The sequence below is a fragment of the Neorhizobium huautlense genome (assembly GCF_002968575.1).
In the GTDB taxonomy this organism is placed as follows: domain Bacteria; phylum Pseudomonadota; class Alphaproteobacteria; order Rhizobiales; family Rhizobiaceae; genus Neorhizobium; species Neorhizobium huautlense.
The window spans coordinates 263,716-276,899 of the sequence record NZ_PVBM01000001.1 but is presented as its reverse complement, the minus strand read 5'-3'; the positions used below and the strand labels follow the sequence as shown (position 1 = coordinate 276,899).

Annotated in this window: 12 protein-coding genes; 1 reads left to right on the top strand and 11 read right to left on the bottom strand. The window is 62.1% G+C overall.

Features of this window, described 5'->3' with window-relative positions:
* Positions 1-10: 10 nt before the first annotated feature.
* From C5L12_RS01235 to murA, 10 genes are all read right to left on the bottom strand, one after another.
* Entirely contained in the window at positions 11-931 is a 921-nt protein-coding gene (locus C5L12_RS01235) for a DMT family transporter (RefSeq protein ID WP_105370185.1), read from the bottom strand.
* Between the two features lie 44 nt (positions 932-975).
* Positions 976-2,091, bottom strand: a complete 1,116-nt coding sequence (locus C5L12_RS01230; RefSeq protein ID WP_105370184.1) for an anhydro-N-acetylmuramic acid kinase — start codon at positions 2,089-2,091, stop codon at positions 976-978.
* Positions 2,092-2,102: 11 nt separating this feature from the next.
* Positions 2,103-3,128: a serine hydrolase domain-containing protein gene (locus C5L12_RS01225; RefSeq protein WP_105370183.1), complete on the bottom strand. Its 1,026-nt coding sequence runs from the start codon at positions 3,126-3,128 to the stop codon at positions 2,103-2,105.
* A 9-nt stretch (positions 3,129-3,137) separates the two neighbouring features.
* Positions 3,138-4,883, bottom strand: a complete 1,746-nt coding sequence (locus tag C5L12_RS01220; protein WP_105370182.1) for an ABC transporter ATP-binding protein — start codon at positions 4,881-4,883, stop codon at positions 3,138-3,140.
* Complete coding sequence (locus tag C5L12_RS01215; RefSeq protein WP_105370181.1) at positions 4,880-5,713, bottom strand: ABC transporter permease; 834 nt, start codon at positions 5,711-5,713, stop codon at positions 4,880-4,882. Before C5L12_RS01215 ends, C5L12_RS01220 begins: the two co-directional genes overlap by 4 nt.
* Positions 5,713-6,675 (bottom strand): ABC transporter permease, encoded by a 963-nt coding sequence (locus tag C5L12_RS01210; protein ID WP_105370180.1) that lies wholly within the window; start codon positions 6,673-6,675, stop codon positions 5,713-5,715. The genes C5L12_RS01215 and C5L12_RS01210 overlap by 1 nt, the downstream gene beginning before the upstream one ends.
* Positions 6,676-6,708: 33 nt before the next feature.
* The gene (locus C5L12_RS01205) at positions 6,709-8,223 is read right to left on the bottom strand and encodes an ABC transporter substrate-binding protein (protein WP_105370179.1); all 1,515 of its coding nucleotides are present in this window, start codon (positions 8,221-8,223) and stop codon (positions 6,709-6,711) included.
* A 75-nt stretch (positions 8,224-8,298) separates the two neighbouring features.
* Complete coding sequence (gene murQ, locus C5L12_RS01200; protein ID WP_105370178.1) at positions 8,299-9,222, bottom strand: N-acetylmuramic acid 6-phosphate etherase; 924 nt, start codon at positions 9,220-9,222, stop codon at positions 8,299-8,301.
* A gap of 149 nt (positions 9,223-9,371) precedes the next feature.
* Positions 9,372-10,256, bottom strand: a complete 885-nt coding sequence (locus tag C5L12_RS01195) for a glucosamine kinase nucleotide-binding domain-containing protein (protein WP_105370177.1) — start codon at positions 10,254-10,256, stop codon at positions 9,372-9,374.
* On the bottom strand, positions 10,253-11,509 hold the full coding sequence (gene murA, locus C5L12_RS01190) for a UDP-N-acetylglucosamine 1-carboxyvinyltransferase (RefSeq protein WP_105370176.1): 1,257 nt from the start codon (positions 11,507-11,509) through the stop codon (positions 10,253-10,255). Before murA ends, C5L12_RS01195 begins: the two co-directional genes overlap by 4 nt.
* Before the next feature lie 145 nt (positions 11,510-11,654).
* Here murA and C5L12_RS01185 point away from each other — a divergent pair, with 145 nt between their 5' ends.
* A complete protein-coding gene (locus tag C5L12_RS01185; protein ID WP_105370175.1) occupies positions 11,655-12,506 on the top strand; it encodes a MurR/RpiR family transcriptional regulator in 852 nt (283 codons plus the stop codon).
* Between the two features lie 4 nt (positions 12,507-12,510).
* On the opposite strand, the gene C5L12_RS01180 is transcribed toward C5L12_RS01185, so the two are convergent.
* On the bottom strand, positions 12,511-13,164 hold the full coding sequence (locus tag C5L12_RS01180) for a class I SAM-dependent methyltransferase (protein ID WP_105370174.1): 654 nt from the start codon (positions 13,162-13,164) through the stop codon (positions 12,511-12,513).
* Positions 13,165-13,184: the final 20 nt, after the last annotated feature.

Below are 13,184 nucleotides of genomic sequence, written 5' to 3'. Positions count from 1 at the left end.
TCTGTAAAACCTAGCCATGGCTAGAATCCGTCGGAACGACCGCTTCGGTGTCCTGTTTGACGTTGCCGCGGTGAAAGATGAACAGGCCCGCAAAAACGATGATGCCGGCACCTATCCAGGTCTGGGTGTCCGGCAGGTCGCCGAAGAAGACCCAGCCGAGAATGACCGCCCATAGCAGGAGCGTATATTGCAGCGGCGCAAGGACGGACGCCGGGGCAAGCTTCAGCGAGCGGGTGATGAGCAGGTGCGCGATGCACGCCACGATACCCAGCAGGAGCAGCGCCAGCAGTTCGGCCAGGTTGAACGGGCTCCAGTTGCCGACGCTGAGAAAAATCCCGGCGATGAGGCCCGCCACCGTCTGCCAGGTCACCAGTGTAGCATCGGAGGTGGCACGCAGCCTGCGGTTCAGCACCAGCGTCAGGGCGAACGAGAAGCTACCGATCAACCCGAAGATGGATGGCCATGCCAGCATTTCGGACGAGGGCCGCAGCGCGATCACCACGCCGGCAAAACCGATCAGGACCGCAAGCCAGCGCCGCCATCCGATCCGCTCTCCGAGCAGAAAATGAGAAAGAGCGGCAACGTAGATCGGGCCGGCCATATAAAAGGTCATCACGTCGGCGAGCGGCAGGTAGATGACGGCTGCGTAGAAAAGGGCGAGGTCTCCGGTGGCGAAAAGGACGCGCATGATCTGCAGCGCCGGCCGCTCGACCTTGTAGAGTGCTGAAATCGGCTGGCGGGCGATCATCGGGCTGAGGACGAAGAAGGCGCCGAGCGAGCGGATGACCAGAACCTGGCCGACGGAAAAACTCGCAACCAGCCATTTGCCCATGGCATCGTTCAGCGAGAACATGAAATCGCCGAGCAGCATGAGCAGGACGCCGAGCAGCACCGCATTGCCGGCAAGGGCCGAAGACACTCTTTTCTGCATGTTGTTCGAGTGCTCCCGACTCAGGATTGTATTCTATGCTTGGCTTACCCGGCCAGCCTGCCGCCCTGCAAGGGGCGGGGGGCGCCTGTCGTGGTCGGAAAGCTGATCGGAAGGCCGCGCAAAACGCGGACGGCGAGAAATGCAAAGCATTCGGCCTCGACCGCATCGCCGCGCCAGCCGAACTGATCTGCAGAGGCGGCAACAACGCCCGCTCTCTTCTCAATCATCTTCATGATCGTCGGATTGTGGCGGCCGCCGCCGCTGACGATCAGCCGTCTCGGCCTGCGGGGTAAAAGATCGAGAGCCTTGCCCACCGCGGACGCCGTAAACGCGGATAGGGTTGCAGCGCCATCGGCAGGATCGAGGCCCTCGGCCATGGCCGCGGTAAAGTCGAACCGATCGAGAGACTTCGGATAAGGGGCTGTCAGGTAGGGATGTTGCAGGAGACGGGCAAGCCGCTCCTCGTCGACGCTGCCGGATGCGCCCAGCGCGCCGTCGCGATCCATTTCGCCCAGGCCCTGCGCTTTGATGAAATCGTTGAGCGGGGCATTTGCCGGACCGGTGTCGAAGGCGATGACGGTGTCGCCGCCATCCCACCAGGTGATGTTCGCGACGCCGCCAAGATTGAGCACGGCCGTCTCGCCGCTTGTGTCTACGCTGCGCAGCAATGCGGCATGATATGCGGCGGCAAGAGGCGCGCCCTGGCCGCCGGCGCGGACGTCGGCAGAGCGGAAGTCGTAAGCGACCCTGGTGCCGAGGATGGAAGCCATGAGCTCTCCATCGCCGAGCTGGCGCGTGTCGCCCAGCCGCGTGCTGGTCGGCGCGCGATGCAGCACCGTCTGTCCGTGAAAGCCGATGATGCCAATATCCGCCATGCCGAGGCCGGCGCTCTCGACGAGGTCTTTCACCGCCTTCGATTGAGCACGCGTCAGAGCTTCCTCCGCCTCCCTGAAGATTGCCGGTTCCGGCCCGTCGAAGTTCCAGGTGCGTGCCTGACGGAGGGTCTCTTCGAGCAGAGCGCGGATTTCCGGAGGGTAGGGGGCGAGCGTGTAGGCACCGAAGGTGTCGATCGTTTCGCCGTCCGTCTTTAGGAGCGCCACGTCGATATTGCCGTCCAGAACGGTTCCGGTCATCAGGCCGACGGCCCAGATAGGCTCCATGATCGAGATCCTCAGGGTTGGTTGATAAGGTCGCCCACCGTCTGCCGCAGCTGAACGATGCCGCTGTCGGCGTGGCGGGTCGGATGGACGCGATTGGTGAGCAATGTCCAGGCGTGGCCACGGTGGAAATCGATCCAGAGCCCGGTTCCGGTGAAACCGGTATGCCCAATGGTGCCGGGGCTGCAAGCGTGGCCGCCCGACCAGTTTTGATAGGGATGTTCCCAGCCGTGCGTTCGCTTGTCCGAGAGCGGCGTCCGCATCACCGCGATCGAGTGCTTCGAGGCGCCGGTGCCATCAAGCAAACCCTCGGCGAAATCGAGAACGGAATTGACCGTGCCGAACAGGCCCGCGTGGGCGGAGCCCTGGAGAGCGGCGCAATTTTCGTCATGCACTTCGCCGGAGAGTACACGCTGCCGCCAGGTGCAGTTTTCCGTCGCCGCCGATATGTCGGGCTTGGCAGAAAACGCAAAACCCTGACCTGGATCGAGATCGCGGATGCCTTTGCCGGTCAGCCGCTCCAGTGCAAAGCCAAGCAGAATGAAGTTGATGTCGGAATAGACGGGCGGGCCGTGGCGCCATTCACGCTGCAGGACGAAGGCGCGCAAGAGCTCCGGATCGCTGCCATAGGTATAGATCGGTTCCACGGCCGGGAAGGGCGTCTGGTGCCCCAGGCATTGACGGAACGTCACCTTCCGCTCCCAGGCGTCGGCATTGTACTGGCGCAGGTCCGGCAGCGCCGTCGTCAGCGGCGCGTCGAGATCGATCGTGCCTTGCTCCGCGAGTTCAAGAATGCGGGGGGTGGTGAATATGACCTTGGTCAGGGACGCCAGATCGAACCAGGTTTCGAGCTCCATGGGGCGGGCTGCAGGAACGATCTGCGCCGAACCTATGGCACGTGTCGCCCGGCCACGCTTCAGGTCGACGATGCCGAGTACGCCACCCGGAATGCGACCATCCGCAACGGCATTTTCGAGCGGCACGAAGGCACGATCGAAGGTGTCCCGCAGTTCGGCATCGGCGCCTATTTGGTCGTCCATTGTTCCACCTCAAGCTTCCGCCCGTGCCCGGTGATCCGGCCCGAAGCTCCGCCATTGCGTCGCCGGTGGCTCGAAACCAGGCGGCCGGACAAGCGACGGCACCTGCCGTGTGTCGAGTTCGAAATGCTGGTTGCGGCGATCGATGCTCGGCACAGCGGAGATGAGTCGTTTTGTATAGGAGTGCTGTGGATTGGAAAGTACCGAAGCGGCATCACCGATCTCGACGATCTCGCCGGCATAAAGAACCGCAATGCGATGGGCGATCCGCTCGACCACCGCCATGTCATGCGACACGAAGAGATAGGCGAGCCCATATTCACGCTGCAGATCCGCCAGCAGTTCCAGTACCTTTGCCTGCACGGAAACATCGAGCGCGGAGACCGCTTCGTCAAGAACGACGATCGATGGATTGAGCATGAGTGCGCGCGCAATGCAGAGGCGCTGCCGCTGGCCGCCCGAGAACTGGTGCGGATAGCGTTCGAGGCAGTTTTCCGGCAGGCCGACGCGCTTCAAGAGCGCGGCCATCCTGGCGCGTGTCTCCGCGTTTACCCGCCCGCCGGCGGCGATGACCGGTTCGGCGAGGATGCTGTCGATCCGCAGCCGGGGATTGAGCGAGGCGTAGGGGTTCTGGAATACCATCTGCACGCTCGGATCGGTCGCGGCGGCAATCCTGCCGGAATGCGTCGAGAAGCCGCCGCGGGTCGGGCGGACGAGGCCGAGGATGGCGCGTGCCGTGGTGGACTTGCCCGAACCGCTTTCGCCGACGATCGCCAGCGTTTCGCGGGGCATTAGATCGAAATCGACATTTTCCACGGCGTGGACGGCGCCGGGAGAGCGCCGGAACACGCTGCCGGCCACCTTGAAACGCACAGTCAAGCCATCGACCTTGAGGGCGGGCTTTGCCTCTTTGATCTGGCCTCGAACATAATCCGAGCGTGCAGCCCTGCCGGATTCGAAATGCGGCACCGCGCTGAGCAGGTGCCGGGTATAGGGATGCTGCGGCCGGTCGAGGACATCGCCGAGCGTACCCTGCTCGACCGCTTCGCCGGCCTGCATGACCATTACCTTGTCAGCGATCCCGGCGACGAGCCCGATATCGTGCGTGATGAAGATCATCGCCGTCCCGGTTTCGCGTTTCAACTCTCCAAGCAGCGCCATGATCTGCGCCTGAACGGTCACGTCGAGTGCTGTTGTCGGCTCATCGGCGATCAGCAGACGCGGATTGCAGGCAAGCGCCGTCGCGATCATCACCCGCTGAAGCATGCCGCCGGAGAGCTGGTTCGGAGTATATTTGAGCCGCCGTGCGGCATCGGGAATGCGCACGCGGTCGAGCGCGTCTTTTGCCGCTGCGGTTGCCTGCCTGCCGGTCAGGCCGCGATGGAGCCGGAAGGATTCCTCGATTTGGCGGCCGATCGTGAGCACCGGATTGAGCGAGGTCATCGGCTCCTGAAAAATCATGCCGATTTCCGACCCTCGGATTTTCTCGAGTACGGGTTCGGCCGCCTCGGCGAGGTCGAGGACGCTGTTGTCGGTTCGGGTAAGATTGACGGCGCCGCTGATGATCTTGCCGCCGCCGAAATCAACCAGGCGATTGATGGAGAGCGCAGTGACCGACTTTCCGGATCCGCTTTCGCCCACAACCGCCAGGGTTTCTCCGGCCTGAAGGTCGAAGCTCACGCCCCGCACGACCTCGTTTTCCAGAGGGTTCCGGCCAAAGCCGACGCGTAAATTCGAGACGGAAAGAAGGGGTGTCATGCGGCGGACCTGCGTGTCCTGGGATCGAGAATGTCGCGCAACGCATCGCCGAGCAGGTTGAAGCCCAGGATACTGATCATGATCGCCAGCGCCGGGAAGATCAGCAGCCATGGCGCAGTTTCCATCAGATTGCGGCTGTCAGCAAGCATGAGGCCGAGCGATGAGGCGGGCGGCTGGGTTCCGAGGCCGAGAAAGGACAGGCCCGCTTCCGTCAGCAGCGACCATGCGAGCGCCAGGGTGACCTGCACCGTCAGCGGCGCGACGAGATTAAGCAGCAGGTGGCGGGTCAGGATATAGCTGCGGCTGCTGCCGAAGGTGCGGGCGGCGTCCACGAATTCTCGGGCCTTGATGGAAAGCGCCGGGCCGCGGACCACGCGAGTGAAAATTGGCGTATAGACGATCGCGATTGCCGCAATGCTTGTCCAGGTACCCGGACCGGCAATCGCGATAATGAGCAGCGCAAGCAGGATAGCCGGGAAGGCGAGCAGCACATCCATGATCCGCATGACGAGGCCATCCCAGGCCTTGCCGAACCAGGCGGCCGTCAAACCAAGAACCGTGCCGGCGAACGTCGCGAGCGTCACCGAACAGAACCCGACGAAGAAGGATTGGCCGACCCCCTTCATCAGGCGGCTCGCGACATCGCGCCCGAACAGATCGGTGCCCATCCAGTAGATCATATTCGGGGCATGCAGCCGGTCGATGCGGTATTGCTGCAGCGGACTGTGCGGGGTGACGTCAAACATGCCGAGCAACGCGACGACGACATAGATCACGACGATCGTGCCGCCGATCCTGCCGCTCGGATGGGAAAAGATTGCACGCAACATCAGCCGCCTTCTCCAAGACGGATGCGTGGGTCGAGCGCGACATAAACGAGATCGACGATCAGGTTGACCACCATGAAGTTAAAGGCAATGAAGAGCACGCAACCCTGCACCAGCGCATAGTCGCGCTGCAGGATCGCATCGAGCACCAGCCGGCCGAGGCCGGGGAGGGCGTAGATCTGCTCCACCAGCACGGCGCCGCCGAGCAGGTAACCGAATTCGACACCGCTCAGCGTGACGACCGGGATCAAGGCGTTCGGCAGCGCATGCCGCCAGATGACGCTGCGTTTCGGAACACCCTTGCTCCGGGCGGTGCGGACATAGTCGTCGGAGAGCACGTCCAGCATGGCAGAGCGCGAGATACGGGTGACGGAGGCCGCAAAGGCAAAGCCGAGCGTCAGCGCCGGCAGGATCATCTGTCCGAGATTACGCAAGGGATGGGCCAGCAGCGGCGTGAATTCGCCCATGGTCGGCAGAATGCCGAAGCCGGCCGACAAGGTGTAGATGATCAGCAATCCGACGACGAAATTGGGCGTTGACTGCCCGATCATCGCAAAGATACGCACCCCGAGATCGGACATCCGTTCGTTGCGCGTGGCTGCAAAAACGCCGGCCGGCAAGCCGACGAGAAGTGCCACGCACATCGACATTAGGGCGAGTTGCAGGGTGAGCGGAAAACGTTCCAGAATGACGCCGAGCACCGGCTTTCCATAGGTAACCGAGATGCCGAGATCGCCGCGGAAAACGCCGAGCAGCCAGTGCCAGTACTGCACGGCAATCGGCTGGTCGATACCGAAATAGTTTGCCAGCGCCTCTCTCTGGGCCGGCGTCAGAAGGCCCGCTTCGGTGCCGAGCATTGCGGTGATCGCATCACCCGGCACCATGCGGATTGCCACGAAGACGAGAACGGAAACCCCGAGCATAACGAGCGGGAAGGTCGATAGCCGTCGCGTCAGGTAACTCATGAGCCAGCCAGCCTCCGTCCGTTCAGTTCAGCGTCATTGCTGAACCGTGACCTTGCTCAGGCCGAACAGGGAACCCTCCGGCGTCGGAATAAACCCTTGAACGTTCTTCTGCTGGGCGGTGTAGCTGTAAGACGTATAGAGCCAGACCCACGGCGACATTTCGACCAGATGTTTTTCGAAATCGGCAAAAATCGCCTTGCGTTTGGCGGGGTCGGTTTCTTCGCGCCCCTTCTGCATCTGACCGTCCAGGGTGTCGTCGATGTAGTTCGCGACCTTCTGCAGGTTGCCCGCTTTCGTCCAATACCTGTTGTACATGGAGTAAGGATCGGCGCGCCCGCCATTCAGTGCAACGGCCATGTCGAAGTCGCCCTTGAGCCAGGCATCGACATAGACGTTCAGCTCCATCATCTTGATGTCGAGCTTGACGCCGATTTCGGCGAGTTGCGACTGGATCACCTGCGCTTCGGAGGCAGCTGTGGCCGGTTCGCCGTTGGCGGCGATCACGGTTGCGGAAAAGCCGTCAGGATAGCCGGCGTCGGCCATCAGTTTCTTGGCCTTTTCCACATCGCGCTTATAGCAGAAGAGCTGGCTGGCATCGCTGGTATAGCCGGGCATGGTGAGCGGACCCGTCACCTTGCCTTCGCCGACCGAAGCGGTATCGAGGACGTCCTGCCGGTCTATCGCGCAGGAGATGGCCTGACGAACGCCGAGTTCGTTCATCGGCTTGCGTGAGGCGTTCAATTGCAGAACGTGGTAGGCCAGCACCGGCGTGCGGTTGAGCGTCAGGTTGGTTTCCTTCGGAACCAGCGTTGCCACCAGCGGGTCGTTCAGGAGCGCGAAGTCGATCTGCTTCGTCCGCAGCGATGCGAGGATCGCCGTTTCGTCGGGAAGCACGCTGATGTCGATCCCGTCGACGCCGACCCTGCCGCCCGCCCAATCCTTGTTGGCGCTCAGCACCTCCTTCGAGTTGGGGTCCCATTTCTCCAATTTGAATGGCCCGGAACCGAGCGCCTTCGTACCGACCGATCCAGCGGCGATCTCGCTTGCCGGAACGATCGCAGCGTTGATGCTTGCCATCGCCGTCAAAAGAGGCACGTCGGGTTGCGACAATTTAAAGACGACGGTCGTCTGGTCCGGGGTTTCGATCGACGCGATGGAACGGAAATTGGCCCGCGCCGCGGCGGCGGTCTTTTCGTCCAGGACGCGCTCGAAGGAAGCCTTCACATCCGCCGGTGTGACGGGCTTGCCGTCCTGGAACTTGGCGTTCGGATTGAGCTTGAATGTCAGTTGCTTGCCGCCGTCGGAGAATTCCCAGGAGGACGCGATTGCCGGAACGATCTTCAGGTCCTTGTCCAGGCGCACGAGCGGTTCATAGATCAGTTCGAGCAGCCGGATCGACGAAAAGGCGGTCTGTTTGTGGGGATCGAGGCCGGTCGCGTCCTGGGACCATGCCATCCGGAGCGTCGCGGACGACGCGGGCGAGGCAACACCGAGCGTTGCAGCGATTGCGAGACCGGCTATCAACCGCATTGAAAAATGTCTTCCCATTTCATTCTCCCTCTGAGATTTGGTTTGCCTTGCCGGCCCGACCGCAGCAAGCGGCAAAACCGTTCTTCCGCAGCTTCACGCTGTCTTTCCACTTATAGCCTTGCGAAGGAAGCCTCCGGCACCCTCAAGTGCCGTCCGTGCGCTGCCGACATCCATTCCCGTGAGCTGGATGAGGATCGCGAGCTTCACGTCGTTCTCTGTCAGGTCGAGCACCTCTCTTGCCTCGTCCGGCGAACAGCCCGTCGCCTGCATGACGATGCGGGCGGCGCGCGCCACGAGCTTCCGGTTGCTGGCGTGCAGATCGACCATGAGGTTCTGGTAGGTCTTGCCAATCCGGATCATGCTGGCGGTGGTCAGCATGTTGAGGATCAGTTTTTGCGCCGTGCCTGATTTCAGCCTCGTCGAGCCGGTCAGGATTTCAGGGCCGACGACCGGCGAAATGGCGATATCGGCAATGGCCGCAATTGCCGAATTGGGATTGCAGGATAGGGCGACGGTCCTGGCTCCAAGCGTCTTCGCATAGGTCAGCGCGCCGATCACATAAGGCGTGCGGCCGCTGACGGCGATGCCGACGACCACATCATCTGCCGTCAGCCCGATATCCGCGAGAGCCTGGCGGCCTTGGTCCGGATCATCCTCGGCCCCCTCGATCGCATGCATCAGCGCCTCGGTACCGCCGGCTATCAGTCCCACCACCATGCCTTCCGGCACGCTGAAGGTCGGCGGGCATTCGGATGCGTCAAGTACGCCTAATCGGCCGCTGGTGCCGGCGCCGATATAGACAAGGCGGGCGCCCTTTCGAAAAGCCCTGACGATGTCGTCCACCGCCTCGGCGATTTGCGGGATGACCTTTTCGACAGCCGAGGGAACACCCTTGTCCTCCTCGTTGATGGACCGGAGAACCTCCACGGTCGGGAACAGATCGATCTCCATGGAGCGGGGATTGCGGTCTTCCGAGACCAGCCCTTCCAACTCGGATATCAGCTCAGCGTCCGTCATGTTGCTGCCTTCGACATCGGGCGGATGACTTGTCTCTGTCCACCGTTAACCTTGGTTAAGGAGTAGGATTGTTCATTCTCTATGTCAATCAAAAATGGAATATAATATTCCTAATTTGATCCCAGTCTGCCTCTCCCGCCGGCCCTTGTTCAACCGCTGTGGGCGGCCCTGCGCGAGAGAATGATTGCGCCCGACACGGCATCGCCATCTGCCGGTTTCAGCCGACGGCGGACGTCCGGGGCAAGCCACGCCTCAAGCGGGCTCGACAGGCCACCAAGCAGCGTGACGCGCGGCGCGCCGAGTTCGAAAAGGGTGCGGACCAGCGTGTCGATCTGCTCTGCCGCAGCCTGGACTATTCGGCGGCCGGCTGAATCGCCCTGATCGGCATGGCGCATGACCATTGGCGCCAGTGCGGCATAGTCGGTGGCGGTTGCACGATCCATCCATGCGACCGCCTCCATGGGATCGCCCTTGAAGCGCTGCATGACTTCCCCGAGCAGGGCGGTTTTCTCAAGCCGCCCGTCACGGGCGCGCAATGCGAGCTGGATCGCTTTCAGCCCGAGCTCGGCGCCGCTGCCCTCATCGGAGATGGGAAAGCCGTAGCCGCCAACGCGAAGGTTCCTTCCCTCCACGACACCCAACCCGATCGAGCCGGTGCCGGCAATGACGATCGCGCCGTCGCGGCCGGAATGTGCGCCGAGGCAGGCGCCCATGCCGTCGCTGGTAAATTCCAGGCTTGCAAACGGATGCGGGATTGCCTTCAGGGCCTCCAGCGCACCCTTGCGGCCTATGCCGGCAAGGCCGATGCCGACATGGGTGCGGGCGACTTCATCCGGACCAAGTCCGGCCTCGTCGAACGCAGCATTGAAGGCGCGCGATATGGAGGCCCACGCCTCCTCGATGCCGAGGCGGGTGGTGGCGGGGCCTGAAAGCCCCTGTCCCAGCACCGCGCCGGATCCGTCCTCGATGCGCGCCCGGCAACCCGTGCCGCCGCCGTCGACACCCAGGAAATAGTGTTCGCCAGATGCCGTCATTCGCTGAACCGTTCGATATCGGCGCCGCAAAGGCGCAATTTCCGGTCGAGCTGCTCATAACCGCGATCGAGATGGTAGACCCGGTTGACGATGGTTTCGCCCGCCGACACAAGTCCTGCCAAGACGAGCGAAACCGATGCGCGAAGATCGGTCGCCATCACTTGGGCGCCCTTTAAGGGCGCTCCGCCCCGTACCAGTGCCGTGGTGCCCTGAAGCGAAATATTGGCTCCGAGCCGCATCAGTTCCGGAACGTGCATGAACCGGCTTTCAAAAACCGTTTCGCGGATCAGGGACGCGCCGTCGGCGCAGGCGGCAAGCGCCATGAATTGTGCCTGCAGGTCGGTCGGGAAACCGGGATAGGGCTCCGTGGTGATGTCAGCGGCTTCCAGAGGTCCGTCGCGCGACACGACAAGGCCACGGTCGCTCGGCCAGACACTGACGCCCATGGCCTCCAGTACCTGAACGACCGAAGCCATGTTTTCCAGCCTTGCATTGATCAGTTCCAGCGAACCGCCGGTAATGGCTGCTGCCACCGCATAAGTTCCCGCCTCGATGCGATCTGGAATGCCGTGATGTTTCGCCGGCAGCCAAGTCGTCGGCCCTTCGATGAGCACCCGATGGGTGCCTGCCCCTTCGATGCGTGCGCCCATCGCGCCGAGGCAGGCGGCAAGATCGGCAACCTCGGGCTCGCGAGCGGCATTGAGGATCTCCGTCTCGCCCTTTGCCGATGTTGCGGCCATCATCGCCGTCTCGGTCGCGCCGACGGACGGTGAAGGCAAAACGACGCGTCCACCTTTGAGGCCATTGGGAGCGGAGGCGACGATAAGCCCACCTTCGATGCGGATCTCGGCGCCGAGTGCGGCCAGAACCTTGATATGCATATCGACGGGGCGAGCGCCGATGGCGCAGCCACCGGGCAGTGACACGCGCGCATGGCCGAAGCGGGCAAGGAGCGGCGCCAGCACGAGAACAGTAGCCCGCATCCTGCGAACGGTATCGTAGGAGGTTTCTTTCGAGACGATGGACTTGGCATCGATCACTGTGGAATGAGACGATCGCGTCACCTCGGCGCCATGCAAACCGATGACGCCCAGCATATTCTCCACGTCGCTGACCTGAGGCAGATTGGTGAGCTCGACCGGGTGGTGGCTCAACAGTGCTGCTGCGATCTGGGGAAGTGCGGCATTCTTGGCACCGGCAATGGTGACGGCGCCCTGAAGCTTATGGCCGCCGATAATTCGCAATCTGTCCATGATGAAACTGCCGAAGGAGTGCTAGGGACTCTTCCCTCCAATAAAAGTAAACGCCCTGTCCTCCGAGTCAACGCTCTGGAATTTTTTATTCCGACTTTTCTCTGGTAGTGTGATATGCGGGCACAGAGACGCGACGGAAAGGCCAATGTCAGTCCTACGAAAGATCAACGCACAGCTCGAGGATATGGCGCCAGCGGATCGCCAGATCGGACAATTCATTCTGGATAACCCGGACCAGATGCTGAAGCTGTCATCGGCGGCGCTGGCAGCGGAAACGGGCCGCAGCCAATCCAGCGTCGTCAAATTCAGCCAGAAACTTGGCTTTGCCGGCTACCAGGAGCTGAAACTTGCCGTCAGCAAGGCGAAGGCCCAAGAGTGGCATGCACCTCCCGGCATGATTCACGGTTCGATCGAGGTTGGAGACGGCTATCTCACGATCCTGCAGAAGCTGATCAGCAGCAAGATGCTCGCCATGCAGCAGACGCTCGCGGTCAATGGTGAGCAGGAGATCGAGAGGGCTTTGACGGCTTTAAACGACGCACGCCGTATTCACATGGCTGGCGTTGGAGCCTCGTCGCTGGTTGCCCGCGACTTCTCCTATAAGCTGATGAAGCTCGGCCGCAACGTGTTGCATGACAGCGACAGCCACGTGCAGATGGCGAATGCCTCCACGCTGAACACCGCTGACGTCCTTTTCGCGCTTTCTTATTCCGGTGCGAGCATCGAGACACTGAGGATTGCCGAACTGGCGCGCGAGCGGGGCGCCACCGTCATGGCGGTCACCGGCCTTAACGGCGGGCCGCTCACGCAGGTCGCCAATATCCGGCTTTACACCGTCGCCGACGAGGAGAGAGTGCGTTCGTCGTCCATCACGGCCCGCGATGCCCAGCTGATGCTGACGGACCTTCTTTTCATTCTCCTCATGCAGCGCCAGCCGGATGCCAACGATTACGTTCACAACAGCGAGATTGCCGTCTCGGTGTTGAAGGCCAGATAGATATCTATGCGGAAGTCGGCCGGTGCTTCAGGCGCATGACTTTGAAGAAGCCGTTCGGAAAGGTCCGGCGAATATCAGCGACCTCGAAATTACCTCGACGCTCGGCCCATTCGGAGATTCGCGAGATCCGGAAAGCCGAACTCCAGCCGACCTTGTGGACGAGCGGCGCTACGGCCTCCTCTATTGCGCCCTGGATGCCGCGCCCATCGCCCAGCTTGCTGGCAATGATGATCTCACCGCCTGGCCTCAACACGCGAGCGCACTCATCCATCGCCCGCTCGGGATCTGGAATAAGGGTGACGACGAAGGGGAGGCAGACGGCGTCGAAGGAGCGATCGGCGAAGTCGAGCCGATGGGCATCCATCACATGCAGTGCGATCACATGCTCCAGCCGATCGTGAGCGACTTTCTCTCGGGCTTTGGCAATCATGTGTTCGGAAAGATCGACGCCTGTCACCCGACACTGCTTGGGGTAGTAGGGCAACATGAGACCGGTGCCGACGCCGACTTCCAGAATATCGCGCCCCGCTTCGGCTGCCAGTTTCGCAACCGTCCGATGGCTGTCGCGCAGGAGCCCGCGATAGACGCGATCGTAAACCGGAGCCCAGCGTTCATAGACCTTTCGCTGGTGCTCCACATTGTTCTGAATCTCTGGCAAGAGCGCCCCCCGTCGATAGC